The organism is Mycobacterium sp. GA-2829, assembly GCF_001499965.1.
In the GTDB taxonomy this organism is placed as follows: Bacteria; Actinomycetota; Actinomycetes; order Mycobacteriales; family Mycobacteriaceae; genus Mycobacterium.
On the sequence record NZ_LQIT01000012.1, the window covers coordinates 1 to 22624 of the forward strand.

A 22624-nucleotide genomic window follows, 5' to 3' on the forward strand; every position below is an offset into this window, starting at 1 on the left:
CGAAGGCCAGGAATCCGGTGGCCAGTCCGCCGGCGATGATGGTGGCGAATCCGAACTTGTTCATTGTTCTGCCTCTTTCGCGTCTTACGGTCTGGAGGGTTTTCCTGGCCGGTCTGACTGCTTCAACCCGCAGGTCAGCGCCATCCATCCCGTTGGCAGTGATTGACCGACACGTGGCAGAAATCCGCCGAGACTGCTGCCAGATCACGAAATCTCGCGAAACGGCGATCTCCCCGCAGTCTCGGCGGCGCCGGAGGCTAGACGACCGTGAGCGGCAGCGACCGTCGCGGCTGGAACACGAACTCCGCGCCGCCGCTGACCCGCGTCACCGCGACCTCGGACATCTCCTTGGCCGCGGTGTCGGTCTCGACCACGCGGACCGTCCAGTCGGTCTCGGTGCCCGACACCTCGGCGCGCAGCCGCGGGTCGACGGCCTGGACCGCGGCCTGCAGCGGTGCGTCGGCCGCCGGGGAGACCAGCGAGATCCAGGCGCCGTCGGCGTGCGCGGGCGAACGCCGCACGTGCAGGAACCCGGGATCGACGTCGGCGTACACGTAGGCGGCGGGATTGAACAGCGGATGCAGTTCCAGCACCCGCAGGGCACCCGTGGCGTCGGCGGGCAGGTCCAACGCCCGCCGGATCCGGTCCGCGGCCACCCCCGCGATCCCGATGAGCTGTTTGGTGCGGATCGAACGCTCCAACGCCGCATCGTCTTTCGTACGCGCCTGGATCGCCAAGTTGAACGACAGCACCAGCAGGTGCATCTGCAGGCAGACCTCGTCGGCGATGCGCACGAGCGCCGAATGCGAGAACGCCCCGAAGTCGACGTCGGACAGCAGCGGACCCGAATAGTCCGACAACCCTTCATCGTCCGGGTCGATCGGTTCGAGCTCGGTGTGGTTCGCGCGGCTGGCGGCAACGATGTCGAGCTGCGGGATGAACGGCACCTCGGGATGGGACTCGTCGATGATGACCGTCCACCGGCAGTGCGGGTGCCGGTCGGCGGGCGTGCGCGGCGGCCGGTGGATCGGCCGCACCTGGCAGCGCCGGTTGGTGGCGAGCGCGGTCGCGTCGAAGGTCGGGTCCTCGATGTCGTGGCACATACCGCGGACGTAGTCCTCGCCCATGGGCTCGACGTCGAGCAGCGCGCCGCAGTGGTCGAGGTGGAACTCCCCGTGCCAGCGGTCGTGCACGGTGTAGCGGAAGTCCATGAACTGCGGCGGTGCGCCGATGTCGAGCTGCAGACCCTTGAAGATCGTGATCACGTCGACGCCCTCGTACTTCAGCGCCTTCTGCATCCGCTTGGTGTAGACGGGGCTGGACCCGGCCCACTCCTCGATCGCGATCTGCAGCATCTCCTCACGGCCGAAACTGCTGATGCACCAGGCCATCCCGGACCGGTCGATCAACTGGCCGATCAACAGCAGTTCCGGGACCAGCGTGGCGAGTTCCTCGCGCGTGAGCGCGGCGTACCTACTCATCATCGAGACTGCTCCCCGAGTGCATGTTCAGTGCGGCGTTGACGTTGCCCTTCTTGTCCTCACCCTTGCCGGCCGCCTTCCTGCGCTGCTTGACCACCTTGGTGACGACACCGTCGAGCTTGGAGCCCAGCGGGAAGCCCAGGTAGTGGGTCAGGAAGATCGCCATCTCCTTGAGCTCCTCCTCGGTGAGCTCCTCGTTCGCCAGCGCGGCGTTGGCTTGGATCTCCGCCAGGTCCGATATCCCGAGGGCGGTCACGACCGTCAGCGTCATGATCCGCTTGTCGCGCATCGACAGGCCCGGCCGGGTCCAGATGGTGCCGAAGAGGTGGTCGGCGGTCAGGGCGAAGTATTCGCCGGGCATGTCCGGCATCTCCCAGCCGTAGACCTCGTTCATCTTCTCGAGGCCCTTGCGGCGCAACTCGTCCATGCTCACTCCTCCGTGCTGGATTCCACGTGCGGCACACCCAGTCCGTCCGCCAGGTTCTGCAGCGCCACCTGCGCCAGGGGCAGATCCACCGACACCTTCTCCCCCAGCGCCAGCGCCAGCGCCAGATCCTTCTCACCCAGCCCGCGGGCGTGCAGGAAGGACTCGTACAGGAAGTTGTCGTGGTCGAGCGGTCTCATGTTGTCCCGCACCATGATCGCTCCGGGCCCGCTGGTCAGCGCGTCGGTGTGCCGGACCACCCGGCCGAGCTGCTGCAGATCGATCCCCGCCTGTTCAGCCAGCCGCATGGCCTCGCAGGCCGCGGCGTACCCGGTGAACGTCAACATGTTGCGCGCCAACTTCATCCGCGTGCCCGCACCCGGTTCGCCGGCGTGGATCACCATCGAGGCGAACTGCTTGAACGCCGGTTTGATCCGCTCGTACACCGGGCGGTCGGCGCCGACCATGACGGCCAGTTCGCCTTTCTCGGCCGCGGCACCGCCGCCGGACACCGGCGCGTCGACGACGTGGATGTCCTTCGGCCGCAGCTCGTCGGCCAGTTCGACGGCGGTGTCCGGGCTGATCGTCGAGTGGATCGCGATGACGGTCCCCGGTTTGACCTGCGGGACGAGGTCTGCGACCACGCTGCGCACCTGCGCGTCGTTGAGCACGGTGATGCTGATGATGTCGGCGGCCGCCACCTCGGCGAGGCTGCCCGCCGTGGCCGCGCCGGCCTCGGCCAGCGGTGCCATCGCCTCGGCGCGCAGGTCGAACACGACGAGCCCGCCCGGCCATCCGGTCAGTCGTCTGGCCATCGGCGCACCCATGTTGCCCAGGCCGATGTAGCCGTACTTGAGTTCCGTACTCATGAGCGGATGATCTGTCCGCCGTCGACGTTGAAGATCTGGCCGGTGACCCACTTGGCCTGATCCGACAGCAGGAACAGGCACATCCCGACGAGGTCCTCGGGCTGGCCCATCCGCGACAGCGGGATGCCCTTGACGATGTCGGCGACCATCTCCTGCGGCGTCGTTGTGCGGTTGGCCTCGGTGTCGATCGGCCCCGGGGCGATCGCGTTGACGCGGATGTTCTGCCCGCCCAACTCGGTGGCCAGCTGCTGGGTCAGCCCGTTGATGCCCACCTTCGCCAGCCCGTAGAAGTTCGAGTACAGCCACGCCGCGGTCGACGACTGGTTGACGATCGCCCCGCCGCCCCGCTTGGCCATCTTTCGGTACACCGCGCGGGTGCACACCAGCGCGCCGTCGAGGTTCACGCTCATGAACTTCTTGTAGTAGTCCCAGTCGACGGTGATGAGGAAGTCGAGCTTCATCCCGCCGAAGATCGCGGCGTTGTTGACCAGGTAGTCGATCCCGCCGAACTCCGAAAGCGTCTGCGCGGCCATCTCTTTCGCCGAGTCCGGATCGGACACGTCGACCCGGACGGCCAGCGCGTTACCGCCTTCGCCCTTGATACCGTCGGCCACCTTCTGGGCGCCCTCGACGTTGATGTCGGCCACGACGACCGCGGCACCCTGACGGGCCAGCGCCTCGGCGTAGGCCTGTCCGATCCCGCCGCCCGCCCCGGTGACGATGGCGACCTTGTCCTTGAAGTCGTCGCCGTAGTTGACCATCGAAAGCTCCTTAATTCGCTGCTGTGGCAATCAATTTGATCTCGGTGTACTCCTCGAACCCGGCGACGCCCATCTCGCGCCCGATCCCCGACTGCTTGTAACCGCCGAACGGTGCGTCAGCCGAGTACCAGATACCGCCGTTGACGTTCACGGTGCCGACCCGCAACCGGGCGGCGACGGCCTGGGCGCGGTCGTCGTCACCGCTGAACACCGTGCCGCTCAGCCCGTAGGGCGAGTCGTTGGCGATGCGCACGGCGTCGTCGTCGCCGTCGTGGGCGATGACCGTCAGCACGGGCCCGAAGATCTCCTCCCGGGCGACGCGGGCGCTGTTGTCCAGACCCGCGATCACCGTCGGCTCGACGAAGAAGCCGGTCTCGCGGTCGGCGGGACGCCCTCCGCCACAGGCGAATCGGCCGCCCTCCTGCAGGGCGAGGTCGAGGTAACCCTGGATCCGGTCCCGCTGCCGCGCGGAGATCACCGGACCGCAGACGGTGCGTTTACTGGTCGGGTCACCCGGGGTGATCGACCCCATGGTGGCGGCCGCCGCCTCGACGGCCTCGTCGTAGCGGGCGCGAGGCACCACCAGGCGGGTGGTGATCGCACATCCCTGACCGGCGTGCATGGCGGCGGTGAACGCCGACATCGCGCAGGCACCGGCCAGGTCGGCGTCGTCGAGCACGAGGAACGCCGACTTGCCGCCGAGTTCCAGGAACACCTTCTTGATGGTCGCGGCGGCGTCGGTCATCACCGCACGGCCGGTCGCGGTCGATCCGGTGAACGACACCATGTCGACCCGCGGATCCTGGGACAGCAGCGCGCCGACGGCATGGTCGTCGGAGGTGACGATGTTGATGACGCCGGCCGGGAAATCGGTGTGCTCGGCGATGATCTCGCCGACTGCGGCCGCGCACCACGGGGTGTCGGGTGCGGGTTTGAGTACCAGCGTGTTGCCCGCGGCCAGGGCAGGACCGACCTTGGCGAGGTTGATCTGATGCGGGAAGTTCCATGGCGTGATGGCGCCGACGACGCCGACGGCCTCGCGTGCGAGCGTCCGGTTGGTCGGAATGCCCTGCGGGGTGGCGTGTCCGAGATCGGTGCGCCACGGATAGGCCTCGGCGGTGTCCGCGCAGAAGCCGAGGTCGTCGATCGGGCCTTCCAGTTGCGCGCCGGAGGTCAGCATCCGCGGTGCGCCCACCTCGGCGATCGTGATGTCGCGCAACTCCTCGACGTGCTCGCGCAGCGCATCCTTGAGCTGACGCAGACAGCGCACCCGCAACTCGGTGTTCGTGGCCCAGTCGGTCTCGTCGAACGCCGTGCGGGCCGCCTCGATGGCGCGGCCCATATCGGCAAAATCCGCGTCCGCCGCGACGCCGAGCACCTCCTCGGTGGCCGGGTTCACGGTGGGGAACGTGCCCCCACTTCCCGCGACCAGTTTTCCGTCGATGAGCAGTCGGCTTTCGCCATCGGCCAGTATCGCCATCCGCACTCCACTCCAGTTCACTGGACAACTGTCCGGCTGTGTTCATTCGCACCTTAGACGGCGATCAACCGAGGTGGCAAGCACTCATGGATTCCGATCGGGCCTTGCTTCCCGCCCGCGGCGTCGGATAACTTGGACATGTGTCCAGCGATGCAGTGGCCGCGCTCCCGGAGTCGCCGCGCAACCGCCGGCAGGAGGAGACCTTCCGCAAGGTGTTGTCCGCCGGCGTCGAGATGTTGCGGGAGTCGTCCTACGCCGACCTCACCGTGCGGGCCGTCGCCGCGCGCGCGAAAGTCGCTCCCGCCACGGCATACACGTACTTCTCGTCGAAGAACCACCTCATCGCCGAGGTGTACCTGGACCTGATCCGTCAGGTGCCGTACTTCACCGACGTCAACGACAGCATGCTCACCCGCGTGGACAAGGCGCTGCGCAGCATGACGCTGATCCTGGCCGACGAACCCGAGGTGGCGGCGGCGTGCACCACCGCACTGCTGAGCAACAGTGACGCCGCCGTCCGCACCGCCCGCGACCGCATCGGCGCCGAGATCCACAAGCGCATCACCTCGGCGATCGGACCGGGCGCCGATCCGCGCAAGGTCTCGGCCCTGGAGATGACGTTCTTCGGCGCGCTGGTCAACGCGGGCAGCGGCGCCTTCACCTACCACCAGATCGCCGACCGGCTGACTTACGTCGTCGGCCTCATCTTGGGAGACGTTCAATGAGCCTGACCACGGATGTGGTGCTCGACCCCTACGACTACGACTTCCACGAGGATCCGTACCCGTATTACAAGCGGTTGCGCGACGCCGCACCGCTGTACCGCAACGAGGAACTGGGGTTCTGGGCGGTCTCCCGGCACGCCGACGTGCTCAAGGGGTTCCGCAACAGCACCACGCTGTCGAACAAGTTCGGGGTGTCCCTGGACCCGGCGTCGCGCGGTCCGCACGCCTCGAAGACCATGTCGTTCCTCGCGATGGACGATCCAGACCACCTGCGGCTGCGCACGCTGGTGTCCAAGGGCTTCACGCCGCGGCGCATCCGCGAACTCGAACCCCGCGTCACCGAGATCGCGGTCCGGCACCTCGACGCGATGCTCGAGGGCGCCGGGGACGGAACCGTCGACTACGTCGACGAATTCGCGGGCAAGCTCCCCATGGACGTCATCTCCGAGTTGATGGGCGTACCCGAGGCGGACCGCGTGCAGGTGCGGGCATGGGCCGATGCGGTGATGCACCGCGAGGAGGGCGTGACCGACGTCCCCGCGTCCGCGGTCGAGGCGTCGCTCAACCTGATCGTCTACTACCAGGAGATGGTCGCCGAACGCCGCAGGAAGCTGACCGACGACCTCACCTCCGCGCTGCTGGAGGCCGAGATCGACGGCGACCGGCTCACCGACGACGAGATCATCGGCTTCATGTTCCTGATGGTCATAGCCGGCAACGAGACCACCACGAAACTGCTTGCCAATGCCGCGTTCTGGGGTCACCGCAATCCCGAGCAGCTCGCACCGGTCTTCGACGATCCGACCCTGGTGCCGCTGTGGGTCGAGGAGACGCTGCGCTACGACACGTCGAGCCAGATCCTGGCCCGCACCGTCGCCGGTGAGCTCACGCTCTATGACACCGTCATCCCCGACGGCGACGTCCTGCTGCTGCTGCCCGGCTCCGCGCACCGCGATGAGCGCGTCTTCGACAACCCCGACGACTACGTCATCGGCCGCGAGATCGGTTCCAAGCTCATGAGTTTCGGCAGCGGCGCCCACTTCTGCCTCGGCGCGCATCTGGCGCGGATGGAGGCGAGGGTGGCGCTGGCCGAGTTGTTCAAGCGAATCCGTGGGTACGAGGTCGACGAGGCCAACGCCGTCCGCGTCCACTCCAGCAACGTCCGCGGATTCGCTCACCTTCCGATACACGTGGAATTGCGCTGAAAGGCCCGTTGCATGCCTCGTTTTGACCCCCTCCCCGACCGTCGGCCCGCACTGGTGGCGGGCGCATCATCCGGAATCGGTGAGGCGACCGCTATTCGCCTCGCCCGCAACGGCTTTCCCGTAGCACTCGGGGCCCGGCGGGTGGAGAAGCTCGAGGAGATCGTCGGCAGGATCCGCGCCGACGGCGGCGAGGCGATCGCCGTACACCTCGACGTCACCGAGCCCGATTCGGTGAAGTCGGCCGTCGAGCAGACCACCTCGCAGCTGGGCGACATCGAGGTCTTGGTGGCCGGCGCCGGTGACACCTACTTCGGCAAGCTCGCCGACATCAGCACCGAGCAGTTCGAGTCGCAGGTCCAGATCCACCTGGTCGGCGCGAACCGGGTCGCCACCGCGGTGTTGCCCGGGATGATCGAGCGCAGGCGCGGCGACCTGATCTTCGTGGGATCCGATGTGGCACTGCGGCAGCGGCCGCACATGGGAGCGTACGGCGCCGCCAAGGCGGCGCTCGTCGCGATGGTCACCAATCTGCAGATGGAACTCGAGGGCACCGGCGTGCGCGCCTCGATCGTGCATCCGGGACCGACCAAGACGTCGATGGGGTGGAGCCTGCCCGCCGAGCTGATCGGGCCCGCCCTCGAGGACTGGGCGAAGTGGGGTCAGGCCCGCCACGACTACTTCCTGCGCGCCGACGATCTGGCGCGGGCAATCACGTTCGTCGCCGAGACCCCGCGCGGGGGCTTCATCGCCAACATGGAGCTGCAGCCCGAGGCGCCGCTGACCGAAGTGAAAGACCGACAGAAACTCGCCCTTGGTGAGGAGGGAATGCCGTCATGACGACTGCGATCGTCCCCCGGGTCTCCGGTGGTGAGGACGAGGAGCACGGACACCTCGAGGAGTTCCGCACTGATCCGATCGGCCTGATGCAGCGGGTCCGCGACGAATGCGGCGATGTGGGCTGGTTCCAGCTGGCCGGCAAGCAGGTGGTGATGCTCTCGGGCTCGGAAGCCAACGAGTTCTTCTTCCGCTCCACCGACAGTGAGCTCAACCAGGCCGAGGCCTACCCGTTCATGACGCCGATCTTCGGCGAAGGTGTGGTGTTCGACGCCGATCCCGAGCGACGCGCGGAGATGCTGCACAACACCGCGCTGCGCGGCGAACAGATGAAGGGTCACGCTGCCACCATCGAGAACGAGGTCAAGAAGATGATCGCCGGGTGGGGCGACGAGGGGGAGATCGAACTGCTCGACTTCTTCTCCGAGCTGACCATCTACACCTCGACCGCCTGCCTGATCGGGCTGAAGTTCCGCGAACAGCTCGACAGCCGTTTCGCCCAGTACTACCACCAGCTGGAGCGCGGCACCGATCCACTCTGCTACGTCGATCCCTACCTCGACATCGAGAGCTTCCGCATCCGCGACGAGTCGCGGGTGAAACTCGTTGCGCTGGTCCAGGACATCATGGACGGGCGGCTCGCGAACCCGCCGAAGGACAAGGCCGACCGCGACCTGCTCGACGTGCTGGTCTCGATCAAGGACGACGATGGCAATCCCCGCTTCACCGCCAACGAGGTCACCGGCATGTTCATCTCACTGATGTTCGCCGGACACCACACCAGCTCGGGCACCTCGTCGTGGACGCTGATCGAACTTCTGCGCCACCCCGAGTTCTACGCGAAAATCCAGCAGGAGCTCGACGATCTCTACGCCGACGGCCAGGAGGTGAGTTTCCATGCGCTGCGCCAGATCCCGAACCTGGACAACGCGCTGAAGGAGACGCTGCGGCTGCACCCGCCACTGATCATCCTGATGCGGGTCGCTCAAGACGAGTTCGAGGTCGCGGGCCATCCCATCCACAAGGGCCAGATGGTGGCGGCCTCCCCGGCCATCTCCAACCGCATTCCCGAGGACTTTCCCGACCCGGATGCCTTCGATCCCAGCCGTTACGAGAAGCCGCGCCAGGAAGATCTGATCAACCGGTGGACGTGGATCCCGTTCGGCGCGGGCAAGCACCGCTGCGTGGGTGCGGCGTTCGCACAGATGCAGATCAAGGCGATCTTCTCGGTGCTGTTGCGCGAGTACGAATTCGAGATGTCGCAGCCGTCGGAGAGCTACCGCAACGACCACTCGAAGATGGTGGTGCAGCTGGCTCAGCCCGCCAAGGTGCGCTACCGCAAGCGCACGAAGGCCTAGTCCGATGGGCTGCTATCGCGTCGAACTCGACGAGGACCTCTGCCAGGGCCACGCGATGTGCGAACTGGAGGCCCCGGAGGTGTTCACAGTGCCCAAACGCGGTGTCGTCGAGATCGCCGACCACGAACCCCCCGATGAACTACGCGACGCCGTCGAACTGGCCGTCGAGATGTGCCCCACCCGTGCTCTATCCATCACAGAAAAGGACTGACAATGGCGTCATCTTCCACACGCGAAGCACTCGAGGACTGGGTCGAGCGCTGGCTCAAGGCCAACAAAGATTCCGAGGCGGCCGGTGACTGGACGAACCTGGCGGAGTTCTACACCGAGGACGCCACCTACGGCTGGAACATCGGGCCGAAGGAAGACGTGATGTGCGTCGGGAAGGACGAGATCCGCGAGATCGCCCTCGGTCTGGAGATGCTGGGCCTGGAGAACTGGTACTACGAGTACCAGCGCACGCTGATCGACGAGAAGCAGAACGAGATCGTCGGCTTCTGGAAGCAGATCGCCAACAAGAGCGATGGCACCACCGCCGAGATCTACGGCATCGGCGGCAGCTGGTTCCGCCTCAACGACTCCCTGCTGATCGAGTGGCAGCGCGACTTCTTCGACTTCGGCCACGTGGCGAAGGGGTACGCGAAGCTGATCGAGTCCGGGGACCTCACCCCCGCCATGCAGAAGCGCATCGAACGGTCGCTGTCCGGAGAGAAACTGCCCGGCTACTACCCGATCGGTCAGGCGCCGGTACCCATCTGGTGACCCGGCCAAACAGTTAGTTGGGGGTGGCTGTGACGCACCTAACTAATGCCTCTAGTCTGTGGGAACCGGCTCTATCGGAAGGCACTTGAGTATGAAGACAAAAGGCGCACTGATCTGGGAGTTCAACCAGCCGTGGTCGATCGAGGAGATCGAGATCGGGGACCCCGTCAAGGACGAGGTCAAGATCCAGATGGAAGCGTCGGGGATGTGCCACTCCGACCACCACCTCGTCACCGGCGACATCCCGATGGCGGGTTTCCCGGTCCTCGGCGGCCACGAAGGCGCGGGCGTCGTGACCGAGGTGGGCCCCGGAGTCGACCACATCAAGCCCGGCGATCACGTCGTGCTGTCGTTCATCCCGTCGTGCGGTGAGTGTCCGGCCTGCCAGGAAGGTCTGCGCAACCTCTGCGACCTCGGCGCCGGCCTGCTCGCGGGCACCGCGGTGTCCGACGGCACCTACCGCATCCACGCGGCCAAGAACGGCCAGCCCGTCATCCCGATGACCCTGCTCGGCACCTTCAGCCCGTACATGGTGGTGCACAAGAGCTCGGTGGTGAAGATCGATCCGTCGATCCCCTTCGAGGTCGCCTGCCTGGTCGGCTGCGGTGTCACCACCGGCTACGGCTCGGCGGTGCGCAGCGGCGACATCCGGCCCGGCCAGGACGTGGTCATCGTCGGCGTCGGCGGCGTGGGCACCGGCGCGCTGCAGGGTGCGCTGAACGCAGGCGCCCGCAACATCTTCGTCGTCGACCCGGTCGACTTCAAACGTGATACGGCGCTGAAGTTCGGTGCCACGCATGCGTATCCGGACATCTACAGCGCGATGGCCGGTGTCGCCGAGGTCACCCAGGGCCGGATGGCGCACAAGACCATCGTCACCGTCGGTGAGCTCAAGGGTGAGGACATCGACGACTACATGAACATCACGGCCAAGGGCGGCACCGTGGTCGCCACTGCCGTGGCGAACATGGCGAGCAACGACGTCAAGCTCAACCTCTCGATGCTGACGCTGCTGCAGAAGAACCTGCAGGGCACCATCTTCGGTGGCGGCAACCCGCACCACGACATCCCGCAGCTGCTGTCGATGTACAAAGCCGGCAGGCTCAACCTCGACGACATGGTCACCCGCCAGTACAAGCTCGAGCAGATCAACGACGGGTACCAGGACATGCTGGAGGGCCGCAACATCCGCGGCGTCATCCGCTACACCGACGCCGACCGGTAGAGCCGTGAGCCAGGAGACCGTCGCGCAGTCACCGGTGGTCGCAGCGTCACGTGCGTCGTGGCGCTGCGTCCAGTCCGGCGACAAAGAGGGTTGGCTGGCCCTGATGGCCGACGACGTCGTCATCGAGGACCCGATCGGCGAGGCGGTCACCAACCCGGACGGCAACGGGGTGCGCGGTAAGGAGGCCGTGGCGGCGTTCTACGACGCCAACATCGGCCCCAACACCCTCACCGTCACGTGTGAGGCGACGTTCCCGTCCAGTTCGCCGACGGAGATCGCCTACGTCCTGGTGTTGCGCACCGAGTTCCCGAACGGCTTCGTGGCCACGGTCCGCGGGGTGTTCACCTACCGGGTCGACGACGCCGGGCTGATCACGAACCTGCGCGGCTACTGGAACATGGACTCGATGACGTTCGAAGAGGCCAAGAGCGATTAGCGCCGAGCGGCCGCTGGCCGGACGTGGGGCGGTCGTCGTCGGCGGCTCCCGGGGTATCGGTCTCGCGGCGGCCGAACTGCTCGCGGCGCAAGGCGCCGGAGTCGTGGTCAGCGGACGCGATCCCGAAGCCGTCAACGCTGCGGCGCAACGGGTTTCGGGCGTCGGGGTGGCGGGTTCACCGGCGGAACCCGAGGTGGCTGACGCGCTCGTCGACCGGTGCGTCCGCGAGTTCGGGTCCATCGACATCCTGATCAACTGCGCCGGTACCGCCGAACCACCCGGATCGTCGATCCTCACAGTGACGTCCGCGCAGTTCCGCGAACTGCTCGACGCGCACCTGGGCACGGTGTTCGAGACCTGCCGTGCCGCCGCGCCCCGCATGGTGGCCCAGGGCGGCGGGGCGATCGTCAACACGAGTTCGTTTGCGTCCCTTGGTGATTACGGAGGCACCGGCTATCCGGCGGGCAAGGGTGCGGTCAACGGGCTGACCTTGGCGATCGCCGCGGAACTGCGGGAACACCGCGTGCGCGCCAACGTCGTGTGCCCGGGCGCGAAGACGCGGTTGTCGACCGGCCCCGACTACGAAGGCCACGTCCGGGAGTTGAACCGGCGCGGCCTGCTCGACGACGTCAGCCTGCAGGGCGCGCTCGACGCGGGCCCGCCGGAGTACGTGGCGCCGACGTACGCCTACCTCGCCGGCGACCTGGCCCGCGACGTCACGGGCCGGATCTTCATCGCCGCGGGCGGGTTCGTCGGCGAGTTCACCCGCCAGTCCCCCACCTTTCTGGGCTACCGCGACCACCACGACTCCCCGCCGTGGACGGTCGAGGAACTGCACGGCATGCTGCACTGAGCCCTCACTATGCTCGGGGCATGGCGACCGTCTTCACGAAGATCATCAACGGAGAACTGCCGGGCCGATTCGTCTACGAGGATGACGAGATCGTCGCATTCCTCACCATCGCCCCGATGACCCAGGGCCATACGCTGGTGGTCCCCCGCGCCGAGATCGACCAGTGGCAGGACGTCGAACCCGCGGTGTTCGCCCGCGTCATGGAAGTGACCCAGCTGATCGGCAAAGCCTGCGTCAAGGCATTCCAAGCCGAGCGCGCCGGTGTCATCATCGCCGGGCTCGAGGTGCCGCATCTGCACGTCCACGTGTTCCCGGCCTACAACCTCACCGATTTCGGCTTCGCGAACGTCGACAACGACCCGTCGCCGGAATCGCTCGACGAAGCACAGGCCAAACTCAAGGCCGCTATCGCCGAATTGACCTGAGCCTCATACCTTTTCGACGGGTACATCGCTGAATCGCGGCAAGTTCACGGTGAAGCGGCAGCCCTTACCGGGCGCCGTCGTCACCCGCACCGTCCCGCCATGGGCCAGCACCAGCGAGTCCACGATCGACAGCCCCAGTCCGGTCCCGCCACTCTCCCGGGCGCGCGAAGAATCCGTGCGGTAGAACCGCTCGAAGACCCGGCGCGCGTCCTCCTCGGTCATCCCCGGCCCCTGGTCGCAGACCTCCAGCAGCGCGTTGCGGTCGTCGGTGCCGACCCGCACCGTGATGCCCGCCGTCTTCGGGGTGTGCTGCAGCGCGTTGGCAACGAGGTTGCCCAACACCTGCCGCAGCCGTGCCTCGTCGCCGAGCACCTCGGGGGTGCCGGGCCCGTCCTGCACCTCCAGCCTGATCGCGCGTTCGGGGGCGATCGACTGGGCGTCGTGGACCGCATCGGTCGCCAGCGCCAGCAGATCGACCTGGCGCCGCTCCAGCGGGCGCTGCGCGTCGAGTCGCGCCAGCAGCAGCAGATCCTCGACAAGCAGCCCCATCCGCCGCGATTCGCTCTCGATGCGGTTCATCAACATCTCGACGTCACGCGCCGCGCCCTGGCGGTACAGCTCGGCGAAACCGCGGATCGTCGTCAGCGGTGTGCGCAACTCATGGCTGGCGTCGGTGATGAACCGGCGCATCCGCTCCTCGGAGGTGCGCGCGGCGTCGGCCGACGACTCCGACGACGCCACCGCCCGCTGGATCTGCGCCAGCATGCCGTTGAGCGCCAACGACAATCGGCCCACCTCGGTGCGCGGATCGCGCTGCGGTACGCGGCGGTCGAGCTGCCCGGCGGCGATCGCCGCGGCCGTCTCCTCCACCTCCGCCAGCGGGCGCAGGCTGCGCTGCACCACCGCGTAGCCCACGACGCCGAGCACCAGCAGCACCGCCGCCCCGATCCCCACCTGCGACCAGACCAGCGCGCGCACCGTCGACTGCACCTCGGACAGGTCGATCGCGACGGTGGTCAGTTCGCCGTCCGGTCCGCGGACGGTCATCGCGCGCCATTCGACGTTGGAATGGTCGACGGAGCCGACGGTGACGGGAACTGGGCCCACATCGTTGTCGGCGGGCAGCACGGGTTCGGCCTCGCGGTCGTTGACCGCGGTCCACATCCGTCCGTCCGGACCGGTGCCGCGCACATAGAAGTTCGACGGCGGGCGGGCCGGGTTGGGTCCGGCCACAGGCGCGGCCGGAAGCTGTCGCGGCGCCTGCGCCCAGCTACGGGAGGCGTCCAACAGGGTCTGATCGACGCGGCTCTCCAGGCTGTGCCGCATGATCGACGTCACCGCGATCCCGGACGCGAGCAGGCCCAGCGCGACGAGCACCAGCGTCGCGGCCACGAGACCCAGCCGCAGAGGCACACCTCCGCGCACTAACCGACCTGTCGGCTCATCGCGGCTCACGAAGCACGTATCCCACGCCCCTCAGCGTATGCAGCAGCCGTTTGTCACCGGTGTCGATCTTGCGCCGCAGGTAAGACACGTAGGACTCCACCACGTTGACGTCGCCACCGAAGTCGTACCGCCACACGTGGTCGAGGATCTTCGGCTTCGACAGCACGGTGCCCGCGTTGATGATGAAGTAGCGCAGCAGCGTGAACTCCGTCGGCGACAGCGAGACCGGTTCGCCGGCCTTCCACACCTCGTGGGTGTCCTCGTCCAGTTCGATGTCGGCGAAGCTCAGCCGCGAGGTCTTGGGTTCCTCGGCACCCCGGCCGGTGCGGCGCAGGATGACCCGCAACCGGGCCACCACCTCCTCGAGGCTGAACGGTTTGGTGACGTAGTCGTCGCCGCCGAGCGTCAGCCCCGCGATCTTGTCCTGCAGCGAGTCGCGCGCGGTGAGGAACAGCGCGGGGGCGTCGATGCCGTCGGCCCGCAGCCTGCGCAGAAGGCCGAACCCGTCCATCCCTGGCATCATGACGTCGAGGATCACCGCGTCGGGACGCACGTCACGGGCCTTGTCGAGCGCCGAGGCGCCGTCAGAGGCGGTGTGCACCTCGAAGCCCTGGAACTTCAGGCTGACGGAGAGCAGTTCGACGATGTTGGCCTCGTCGTCGACAACGAGGACCCGCGCCTCGGGCGTGGATTCGGGGAGCGCAGCCATGGCCATGAGCTCAGCGTCCGCCTCGGCCTTGGACTTAACCTGCAAGTTCGCTGTGAGATCTCTGTGAGTGTCGGCTTGCGCCGTCCCTAGACTGGCGGCATGGACTTCGGCAAGAACCTGATGCAGCTCGCGACCGCGCCGGCGCGCATCGGGCTCGCCGCCGCCGAGACCAGTCTCGGGATCGCCACCTCGGCGATCGGCGTGGCCAAGGCCACGCTCGGGGAAGATCCGGGCGTCGTCGCGAACCCCGGTGCCTTCGCCGGTCTGCTCGGGATCAACGACGCTGTGGAACGGGCCAACCGCCTCGCCCGGCTCATGGACGAGGATCAGCCGCTGGGCCGTGCGCTGGCACCGGACGGACCCGTCGACCGCCTGCTCAAACCGGGTGGCGTGGTGGACCGGCTGACCGCGCCGGGCGGTGTGCTGGACCGGTTGACGCAGGACGACGGCGGGCTGATGCGTGCGATCGAGCCGGGCGGGCTGGTCGACCAGCTGCTCGACGAGGACGGCCTGGTCGAACGCCTGCTCGCCGAGGACGGGATCGCCGATCGGCTGCTGGCCGAGGGCGGACTCGTCGACAAGCTCACCGCACGCAACGGACCGCTCGAGCAGCTCGCCGACGTCGCCGACACCCTCAACCGGTTGACGCCCGGCCTGGAAGCGCTGGCGCCGACGGTGGAGGCGCTGCGGGAAGCCGTGATCGCGCTGAGTCAGGTGGTCAATCCGCTGAGCAACATCGCCGACCGGATCCCGCTGCCGGGCCGCCGGCTGGGCCGACGCACCCCGACGGCCCCCACGACGGCGGTGCGGTCCCAACGGGTGATCGACGTCGAAGAGTGAGTTGTTGGGGATTGACCTGCTGACCGGCAGAAAGCCGAAAGTCAGTAGGACAAGCCGGCTGCGTAGCGCTGGCGCCGGTAATGGCGGCCGTTGCCCCGGTTCCTGGCCTTGTGGGTGGGCAGCTGGCTATCGCAGTTCGGGCAGATAAGCCGCAAATTCTCCCGACGGCTGTTGGTCGAGTCTCCATCGATGTGGTCGATGATCAGCCCTAGTGCCAGCCCGTTCCAGCTGTCGTTGTGGTTGCAGATGGCGCAGCGCCCGCCCTGCTGCTCGTAGAGGTAATCGCGAACGTAATGGCCCTGGTATGAGATGCGGCCGCACGTTCCGGTCTCGAGCCAGGCCTCCAAGAGCAGGCGTCGACGGTGCAACTGTTGGCATGCGTTTGTGCAATACACCTTCGCGCGGCGAGCCGAGACAACGGCTCCGCACCCGAGACAAGTCGTCGACACAATCCGAAGCTAGCGCTGGGCTGTGACAACTCAAGATCGCCTGGATATGGCAGACGCCCACTGCGGATAACCGAGGCCGCGGAGGAGCCGATAAGATATGGCGGTCTCGCAAGACACGCCTCCTTAGCTCAGCGGTAGAGCAACGCTCTTGTAAAGCGTAGGTCGTCAGTTCAATCCTGACAGGGGGCTCCACACGTCGGTGGCGCAATGCCCCTAGGTACTCGCGCGCCGGCTCCCGTCGCATTGCAGTGGCGTACTACTGCACCTCCTCGCGTTCGGTGGATCGACGATGACTCGGAGACGCCCCCACGCGGGAAGGCATGATGCGATGTCTGCGAATCCGGACCGAGACGCGCACTCCTTTGGCCGGCATCCGCCTCGGGGCGGCGCGGACGAGGAGCCGGTGCTGCAACTGAGGAACGTCTCCAAAACCTACCGGCGCGGACGCGAAGAGGTCCGCGTCCTCGTCGACATCGGGTTCGCCTTGACCGCAGGTGAATTCGTGGTCGTTACCGGTCCGTCGGGGGCGGGTAAATCGAGTTTCCTGCACGTCGCCGGTGGGCTGGACGCGCCTGATCACGGCGAGGTGGAGATCGGCGGCCGGGACGTGTGGTCGATGACCACCCGGGCACGCGCCGCGTTCCGGCGCCGCAACCTCGGATTCGTGTTCCAGTTCTTCAACCTCGTACCGAGCCTGACGGCTGTGGAGAACGTGTCGTTGCCGCTGGTGCTCGACGGCGTACCCGCCCGGGCGGCTGATGCGCGCGCCGAGGAGCTCCTACACAGAATCGGGCTGGGGGAACGCGCTCGGCATCGGCCCTCGGAGCTGTCGGGCGGACAGATGCAGCGGGTGGCGGTAGCCCGCGCGCTGGTCGCTCGACCGGCCATCGTCCTGGCCGACGAGCCGACCGGGAACCTCGACAGCCGATCTTCTGCGGAGGTCCTGGAACTGCTACGCGCGCTGTCGGACGAAGAGGGAACGGCAGTGGTCCTCGTGACTCACGACCGGACCGCCGTCGGTTACGGATCCCGTGAGATCCACCTCGTCGACGGGTGTGCCGGTGACGCCACGCCGGTCGCGGTGCGGTGATGCCCTGGTTGCGCTCGCGGTGGCTGTACTTCCGTCGCGTCCACCTCACCGCGCTGGCCGCCGATTGGCAGAGAACGCTGCTCAGCGTGATCGGCGTGGCCATCGGTGTGACGGTCGTACTCGGCACGCTGATCCTCAAGGCCGAACTCGCGCGGCCCTTCGATGCGTACGGCCCGGCGCTCGCTCACGCCGCCGATGCAAACGTCATCGAGGTCCGCCCGAATGTCAGCGGCCGGTTGCCCACCCAGACGGTCGACCGCCTGCGCGCCGAGGTGGGCGGTGCGGCATCGGTGATTCCCGTCGTCGCCGGCCTGACACCGGTCGACACACATCCGACCCGCACCGGGTTCCTCGTACTCGGCGGGTCCTGTCAGATCGAGTCGCTTGTCGGACCGTTCGATTGTCAACGGCGCGCCCGTGACGACGAACCCGCGCACGGCCCCGGCGTGCCGCTGCAGATGCCGGCGGTCGTCGCCGAACGGCACGGTCTGCGGCCGGGCAACGAAGTGCGCATCCCCGGCCTGCCCGCCGGTTCGGCGCACGTGGGGTGGACCTTTGCGGAATTCGACCGCGTCAAGGACATCAACGACGGCTACGTTCTGTTGGCGCCGTCGGTCGACTTCGCCGCATGGTTGTTGTCGAGCCCCGGGTACGTGACGGCCGCGTTCGTGCTGCCGCAGCAGGGCGCGAAGATCACCGCGGACGTCGACCGGGTCATCAGCGGCGTCGCCACGGCAGGGCCGCCGCGTCCGCACCTGCCCGCCATGTTCGAGAACAGCACGCAGAGCTCCAATCTCATTGCGCTGTGCGGAATCATCATCGGAACCCTGATCGCGGTGAACGCCCTTCTCTTGGCGGTCGAGGAGCGCCGCGCCGTGCTGGGCACCATCGGAGCGATCGGCGCGCGACCGGCCGGGACATTGGGCGGCATGCTGTGCGAAGGCGCTCTCGTCGGCGCGATGGGCGGACTCTGCGGAGTGCCGACGGGTTTCCTGCTCGGGACGTACCTGGTGGACCGCTTCGGACAAGCCATGCTGGCGGGTTCCGGCGGCAACATCACCACCCACTTCAGCTGGGTTCTCGTCCCCGTCGGCGCAGCCGCGGGGACCGCCTGCGGGGTCCTCGCGATGGCCGGCCCCGCGGTCAACCTGGTCCGTGCCGGCCCGTTGGCGTCGATGGCCAGCGCAGGTGGGGTCCAACGCATCAGGACCATCCCGACTTGGCCGCTCGTCCTCGGGACCGCCCTGGTGGCCTGCTCGGTCATCGTGTTGCGAATCTTCCGGCGCGGGTCGCTGCCGCTGCAGGTCGGCATCAACGGCATGACGATCGGCCTGTGCGGGCTGGTGTTGGCGACGGTATGGCTCGCGCCCCGTGTCGCGCGGGTGTCGGTCGGACTGCTGACCACCGTCCGGCCCAGCGTCGGGCGCCTCCTCGGCGCCGACATCCACCGATACGCATTGTTGTTCGCCTTCTCCACGGCCTTGCTCGCGGAGGGCACCAGCTTCGCGATCGGATCACACAGCATGCAACTCCTCGGGGCCGATCAGGTTGCCGCGCAGAAGGCCGAGCGGCTACCCACCGCACTGTTGATAACTGCTCAATCTGTGCTCGACCAGCGGGACGGCCGCCTGTCCGACGCCGCCTTCGAGATGGTCTCGAACACCGCGGGCGGGCGCAGCGTGGCCTCGCGCCGACAGGCGACGATCTCGTCAGGCGCGCTGTCCCGCCAAGTGATCGGGGTGACGCCGGGTGATTGGTACAGCTCGGCACTGTACGAGCCGACCGACGCCCCCGACCGGTTCTGGCAGTCCCTGCGAGGCGGCGAGGTCGGCCTGAGCGAGATCGCCGCCGGCCGCCTCGGCGCCGCCGAGGGGGACGTCGTCAGCCTGCCGACCGTCGACGGGCCCAAGCGGTACCTGGTGGCGGGAGTGTTCCGTCCACTGATGGTCAACGACGCCGCCGTCGGGGACATCGTGTTGGTCGACGAGGGTCTGGCACGCGAAGACTGGGCGGCCGCCCGCGACCAGGTCGCGGTGGATTACCCGTCCGCCGCCGACGCGACCGCTCATCGCGACGACTTCCTCGACCTCGACGCCGGGTTGCGGGTGTACGACAACCAGGGGTGGCGCGTGGCCGCCACCGAAGGGATCAACCGCTTCCTCGCACCGTTCACCGTGGCCGGTTACGTGGTGATGGCGGCGGCCGGCCTCAGCCTGATGAACGTCTTCGTGCTCGGTCTGCTGCAACGCGGTCGCGAGCGGGCGGTCCTGCGGGCGATCGGTATCACTGCCGGGCAGGAGCAGGCGGTGATCGTCGCCAACGCCTGCCTGCTCGGCCTCATCGCGGTCGTCGTCGCGGTGTTCGGCGGTGTGGGTCTCACCTACCTGTGGTCACTGGGTTCCCCCGTCTACTACGGCATCGAGATCGAGTGGGGCCTGCTGCGAGAGCCCGTGCAGACCTCGGCGGCGGCGCTGTTCCTGTTGGTCTTCGCCGCTGCGATATACCCGGTACTTCATTCGCGGCGACTCGAGACGGTCGAGATCCTGCGCAGCGCCTGACCGCCGAACTCATCTTTTCCGCGTTCGACACTCGCCGCGCCCGCCGCGATCCTAGGCTGCTTGAGTGTTGCTGTGCTGGCCGCTGACCGGGCGTTCGGCAGAGATGCAGACGATCGAGGCCGTCGTCTCGGCTCCCGACGTCTCCGGGGTGGTCGTCGGCGGGCCTGCCGGAGCGGGGAAGAGTCGAGTCCTTCGCGAGGCGCTGTCAGCCCTGAGCGCACGTGGATGTGTCACTCGCTGGGCGGTCGGCACCTCCGCAGCCCGCCTTGTTCCCCTGGGCGCTCTCGCCGCGTGGACGCAACCCGGGGTCGTCGACACGGTGCAGTTGCTCCACGGCGTGCTCGAGTCGCTGACCGCGGGTGCCCCTGGGTCGGGCTCCACCGTGGTGCTGGGCCTGGACGACGTCCACCTGTTCGACGAACTCTCGCTGTTCATCGTCCACCAGATCGTCCAGAGGAACGCCGCCAAGGTCGTGCTCACGATTCGCGACGGCGAACCGGTTGCTCAGGGCGTGGAGGAGATCTGGCGGATCGGCGAATTCGACCGACTCGACCTCCGGCCGTTGACCCTCGACCAGACCACCACACTGCTCACTGCCGCGTTGGCGGGGTCGGTGGATTCGGAGACCGCCGGGCGGTTGTGGCGTCTGACCGGCGGGAACGCCCTCTATCTACGGAACATCGTCGAGAACGAGATCGCCGAGCAGCGGATCGTGCAACACCACGGGTGGTGGCGGTGGATCGGTGAGCCCGTCCTGCCACCGGGCCTCGTCGAGCTGATCGAATCCCGCATCGGGGTACTTGCCGAACCGGTGAGCGACGTGGTCGACGCGCTCGCGGTCGGCGAGCCGATACCGCTGGAGACGTTGCGACGCATCACGGACCCGGCAGCAGTGGAGGAGGCGGACACCCGCGGCCTGATCATGCTGGAGCAGACAGCGGATGAGGTCCAGGTGCGGTTGGCGCATCCCATCTACGGCGAGGTACGCCGCAGGCGTGCGGCCCCCACCCGGCTTCGACGACTACGCGGACGGGTCGCCAACGAGCTGGTCGCACCCGAGGGCCGCGACGACAACCTCCAACTCGCCGTGCGCCGCGCCGCACTGAGCCTGGAGTCCGACCTCCCACCGGACGGCGACCTCCTCATGCGGGGCGCCAACGGTGCGGTGTGGCTCGCCGACCTGCCCTTGGCCGATCGCCTCGCCGAGGCGGCAGCGCGCGCCGGTGCGGGGCCGAAGGCTATCTTCGTGCGCGCACATGCGTTGTCGTGGATGGGCCGCGGCGAACAGGCGGATACCGTTCTCTCAGACCTCGAGACTCGCGATCTGACCGACCTCGAGCTCGCCAAACTTGCGTTCCTGCGGGCCAGCAACGCGTTGTGGACGCTCGGCGATCCGCCTCGCGCGAAGGCGATCATCGACGATGCACTGCGTACGAGCACGTTGCAGGGCGCCGGCTACATCGACGCATTCCTGAGCGTGTACTGGTTCGCCACGGATCATCCGGACATGGCCAAGGAGGCGGCGAAACATCTTGCATCGGAAGAGCTTCCGCCCGCAGCCGGCGCCGAGATCGCCTGGGCGCTCGCGACCATAGCCGCGGACGAGGGCCGCACCACGGCGGCGGTGACCATCGCAGAGTCGGGATACGGCGCGGTGAAACGGTCGTTCGATGTTCCGCATCTGAGGTTGAACATCGCCGACGCACACGTGAGCGGACTGCTGCTGGCCGGGCGCATCGAGGACGCTGTCGAAGTGGCCGAGCGGTTCCGCCGTGAAGCAGAACAGCTCCCCGGAGCGGCCGAAGCGATCGGTGCTGCGATAGCGGGACGAGCCGCTCTCGGCGCCGGCCGCCTCGAGCCGGCGTGCACATTGCTCGAACAGGCGGTGGAAAAGCTGTCCGCGACCCACGCGTTGGGCTGGGGGTACCGTTACGACGTCTCGCGCGCGACGGCACTTGCCATGCAGGGTTCGACGTGCCAAGCAGACGCCGCGCTCGCCACGCTCGACACGCGACAGCGCGCCTTCCGCGAGCTGGACTACGAACTGAGCCTGGCCAGGGCGTGGAATGCGGCAGGACACGGCGCGGTGAGCGAGGCGATCGCGATCACTACGGCGGCCGCTGAAAGAGCCTCTCTACAGGAACGATTCGCGGGCGAAGTGATCTGTCTGCAAACCGCCACCCAGTTCGGCGACTGCACCAGCATCACCAGACTGCGCGAATTGGGAGGCATCGTCGAAGGCCCCCGCGTCGGCCTCGCCGAGCGGTTCGCGGCAGCTCTACACGACGGTGACGCGCGCGAATTATCCGCCGTGTCAGAAGCTTTCGAGCAGATCGGCGACATCGTCGCCGCCCTGGACGCAGCGGCTCACGCCGCGCTCGTGTATCGGAGCCAGGGTCGCCGGGGATCCGCCTTCGGGTGCGCGACACGGGCCGAGACACTCGCCGAGCGATGTGGCGCCTGCACGCCGGCGCTCCGCCGGGTGAGCGAGCCCCTGCCCTTGACCGACCGGGAAGCAGAGGTCGTGATGCTGCTCGCGGAAGGGCTGACCAACCGCGCCGTCGCCGAACGCCTGACGCTGTCCGTCCGAACGGTCGAGAGCCACATCTACCGGGCCATGATGAAGACCGGTACGAACAGCCGGGACGAGCTGGCCGCGCTTCATCCGCGGCGCCGCGCCCGGGCGCAGTAGTG

Annotated in this window: 22 protein-coding genes and 1 tRNA gene; 15 read left to right on the forward strand and 8 right to left on the reverse strand. The window is 67.6% G+C overall.

Features of this window, described 5'->3' with window-relative positions:
* Positions 1–257: 257 nt before the first annotated feature.
* From AU194_RS08470 to AU194_RS08490, 5 genes are read right to left on the reverse strand one after another with little or no spacing between them, the layout of a single operon-like run.
* Positions 258–1484, reverse strand: a complete 1227-nt coding sequence (locus AU194_RS08470) for a hypothetical protein (protein ID WP_059088791.1) — start codon at positions 1482–1484, stop codon at positions 258–260.
* Positions 1474–1908 (reverse strand): carboxymuconolactone decarboxylase family protein, encoded by a 435-nt coding sequence (locus AU194_RS08475; protein WP_059088792.1) that lies wholly within the window; start codon positions 1906–1908, stop codon positions 1474–1476. Before AU194_RS08475 ends, AU194_RS08470 begins: the two co-directional genes overlap by 11 nt.
* Positions 1909–1910: 2 nt before the next feature.
* The gene (locus AU194_RS08480) at positions 1911–2774 is read right to left on the reverse strand and encodes an NAD(P)-dependent oxidoreductase (RefSeq protein WP_059088793.1); all 864 of its coding nucleotides are present in this window, start codon (positions 2772–2774) and stop codon (positions 1911–1913) included.
* Positions 2771–3535 (reverse strand): SDR family oxidoreductase, encoded by a 765-nt coding sequence (locus tag AU194_RS08485; protein ID WP_059088794.1) that lies wholly within the window; start codon positions 3533–3535, stop codon positions 2771–2773. The genes AU194_RS08480 and AU194_RS08485 overlap by 4 nt, the downstream gene beginning before the upstream one ends.
* 10 nt (positions 3536–3545) lie before the next feature.
* Positions 3546–5015 carry an aldehyde dehydrogenase gene (locus AU194_RS08490; RefSeq protein ID WP_059088795.1) on the reverse strand — a complete coding sequence of 490 codons (1470 nt, stop codon included), beginning with the start codon at positions 5013–5015 and terminating at the stop codon, positions 3546–3548.
* Between the two features lie 140 nt (positions 5016–5155).
* Here AU194_RS08490 and AU194_RS08495 point away from each other — a divergent pair, with 140 nt between their 5' ends.
* From AU194_RS08495 to AU194_RS08540, 10 genes are all read left to right on the forward strand, one after another.
* Positions 5156–5740, forward strand: a complete 585-nt coding sequence (locus AU194_RS08495) for a TetR family transcriptional regulator (RefSeq protein WP_059088796.1) — start codon at positions 5156–5158, stop codon at positions 5738–5740.
* Entirely contained in the window at positions 5737–6945 is a 1209-nt protein-coding gene (locus AU194_RS08500; RefSeq protein WP_059088797.1) for a cytochrome P450, read from the forward strand. Before AU194_RS08495 ends, AU194_RS08500 begins: the two co-directional genes overlap by 4 nt.
* A gap of 12 nt (positions 6946–6957) precedes the next feature.
* Positions 6958–7782: an SDR family oxidoreductase gene (locus AU194_RS08505; protein ID WP_059088798.1), complete on the forward strand. Its 825-nt coding sequence runs from the start codon at positions 6958–6960 to the stop codon at positions 7780–7782.
* Positions 7779–9137 (forward strand): cytochrome P450, encoded by a 1359-nt coding sequence (locus AU194_RS08510; protein ID WP_059088799.1) that lies wholly within the window; start codon positions 7779–7781, stop codon positions 9135–9137. Before AU194_RS08505 ends, AU194_RS08510 begins: the two co-directional genes overlap by 4 nt.
* 4 nt (positions 9138–9141) lie before the next feature.
* Entirely contained in the window at positions 9142–9348 is a 207-nt protein-coding gene (locus AU194_RS08515) for a ferredoxin (RefSeq protein ID WP_059088800.1), read from the forward strand.
* 2 nt (positions 9349–9350) lie between these two features.
* Entirely contained in the window at positions 9351–9899 is a 549-nt protein-coding gene (locus AU194_RS08520; protein WP_059088801.1) for a nuclear transport factor 2 family protein, read from the forward strand.
* Between the two features lie 91 nt (positions 9900–9990).
* Complete coding sequence (locus AU194_RS08525) at positions 9991–11124, forward strand: NDMA-dependent alcohol dehydrogenase (protein WP_059088802.1); 1134 nt, start codon at positions 9991–9993, stop codon at positions 11122–11124.
* Between the two features lie 4 nt (positions 11125–11128).
* Positions 11129–11560: a nuclear transport factor 2 family protein gene (locus AU194_RS08530; protein ID WP_059088803.1), complete on the forward strand. Its 432-nt coding sequence runs from the start codon at positions 11129–11131 to the stop codon at positions 11558–11560.
* 13 nt (positions 11561–11573) lie between these two features.
* Entirely contained in the window at positions 11574–12413 is an 840-nt protein-coding gene (locus tag AU194_RS08535; protein ID WP_059088804.1) for an SDR family NAD(P)-dependent oxidoreductase, read from the forward strand.
* Positions 12414–12433: 20 nt separating this feature from the next.
* On the forward strand, positions 12434–12838 hold the full coding sequence (locus tag AU194_RS08540; RefSeq protein WP_059088805.1) for an HIT family protein: 405 nt from the start codon (positions 12434–12436) through the stop codon (positions 12836–12838).
* Positions 12839–12841: 3 nt separating this feature from the next.
* On the opposite strand, the gene AU194_RS08545 is transcribed toward AU194_RS08540, so the two are convergent.
* Positions 12842–14263, reverse strand: coding sequence for a cell wall metabolism sensor histidine kinase WalK (locus tag AU194_RS08545; RefSeq protein ID WP_059088806.1), 1422 nt, complete (start codon positions 14261–14263; stop codon positions 12842–12844).
* 16 nt (positions 14264–14279) lie between these two features.
* Positions 14280–14999 (reverse strand): response regulator transcription factor, encoded by a 720-nt coding sequence (locus tag AU194_RS08550; RefSeq protein ID WP_059089047.1) that lies wholly within the window; start codon positions 14997–14999, stop codon positions 14280–14282.
* 93 nt (positions 15000–15092) lie between these two features.
* Between AU194_RS08550 and AU194_RS08555 the strand changes: the two genes are divergently transcribed.
* Positions 15093–15833: a hypothetical protein gene (locus AU194_RS08555; protein WP_059088807.1), complete on the forward strand. Its 741-nt coding sequence runs from the start codon at positions 15093–15095 to the stop codon at positions 15831–15833.
* Positions 15834–15874: 41 nt separating this feature from the next.
* Here the strand turns inward: AU194_RS08555 and AU194_RS08560 are convergent, their stop codons facing one another.
* Complete coding sequence (locus tag AU194_RS08560; protein ID WP_059088808.1) at positions 15875–16282, reverse strand: HNH endonuclease; 408 nt, start codon at positions 16280–16282, stop codon at positions 15875–15877.
* Positions 16283–16399: 117 nt separating this feature from the next.
* On the opposite strand from AU194_RS08560, the gene AU194_RS08565 reads away from it, so the two are divergent.
* The 4 genes from AU194_RS08565 (at position 16400) to AU194_RS08580 (ending at position 22622) form a co-directional block, all read left to right on the forward strand.
* Positions 16400–16474: transfer RNA gene (locus tag AU194_RS08565), tRNA-Thr, on the forward strand.
* A 211-nt stretch (positions 16475–16685) separates the two neighbouring features.
* Complete coding sequence (locus AU194_RS08570) at positions 16686–17372, forward strand: ABC transporter ATP-binding protein (RefSeq protein WP_059088809.1); 687 nt, start codon at positions 16686–16688, stop codon at positions 17370–17372.
* A complete protein-coding gene (locus AU194_RS08575; protein ID WP_059088810.1) occupies positions 17372–19930 on the forward strand; it encodes an ABC transporter permease in 2559 nt (852 codons plus the stop codon). Before AU194_RS08570 ends, AU194_RS08575 begins: the two co-directional genes overlap by 1 nt.
* A gap of 64 nt (positions 19931–19994) precedes the next feature.
* On the forward strand, positions 19995–22622 hold the full coding sequence (locus AU194_RS08580; protein ID WP_059088811.1) for a LuxR family transcriptional regulator: 2628 nt from the start codon (positions 19995–19997) through the stop codon (positions 22620–22622).
* Positions 22623–22624 lie beyond the last annotated feature (2 nt).

Coding starts and splice junctions, on each gene's coding strand:
- AU194_RS08470 (WP_059088791.1), bottom strand. CDS start 1,484: ATGATGAGTAGGTACGCCGCGCTCACGCGCGAGGAACTCGCCACGCTG.
- AU194_RS08475 (WP_059088792.1), bottom strand. CDS start 1,908: ATGGACGAGTTGCGCCGCAAGGGCCTCGAGAAGATGAACGAGGTCTAC.
- AU194_RS08480 (WP_059088793.1), bottom strand. CDS start 2,774: ATGAGTACGGAACTCAAGTACGGCTACATCGGCCTGGGCAACATGGGT.
- AU194_RS08485 (WP_059088794.1), bottom strand. CDS start 3,535: ATGGTCAACTACGGCGACGACTTCAAGGACAAGGTCGCCATCGTCACC.
- AU194_RS08490 (WP_059088795.1), bottom strand. CDS start 5,015: ATGGCGATACTGGCCGATGGCGAAAGCCGACTGCTCATCGACGGAAAA.
- AU194_RS08500 (WP_059088797.1), top strand. CDS start 5,737: ATGAGCCTGACCACGGATGTGGTGCTCGACCCCTACGACTACGACTTC.
- AU194_RS08505 (WP_059088798.1), top strand. CDS start 6,958: ATGCCTCGTTTTGACCCCCTCCCCGACCGTCGGCCCGCACTGGTGGCG.
- AU194_RS08510 (WP_059088799.1), top strand. CDS start 7,779: ATGACGACTGCGATCGTCCCCCGGGTCTCCGGTGGTGAGGACGAGGAG.
- AU194_RS08515 (WP_059088800.1), top strand. CDS start 9,142: ATGGGCTGCTATCGCGTCGAACTCGACGAGGACCTCTGCCAGGGCCAC.
- AU194_RS08520 (WP_059088801.1), top strand. CDS start 9,351: ATGGCGTCATCTTCCACACGCGAAGCACTCGAGGACTGGGTCGAGCGC.
- AU194_RS08525 (WP_059088802.1), top strand. CDS start 9,991: ATGAAGACAAAAGGCGCACTGATCTGGGAGTTCAACCAGCCGTGGTCG.
- AU194_RS08540 (WP_059088805.1), top strand. CDS start 12,434: ATGGCGACCGTCTTCACGAAGATCATCAACGGAGAACTGCCGGGCCGA.
- AU194_RS08550 (WP_059089047.1), bottom strand. CDS start 14,999: ATGGCCATGGCTGCGCTCCCCGAATCCACGCCCGAGGCGCGGGTCCTC.
- AU194_RS08555 (WP_059088807.1), top strand. CDS start 15,093: ATGGACTTCGGCAAGAACCTGATGCAGCTCGCGACCGCGCCGGCGCGC.
- AU194_RS08575 (WP_059088810.1), top strand. CDS start 17,372: ATGCCCTGGTTGCGCTCGCGGTGGCTGTACTTCCGTCGCGTCCACCTC.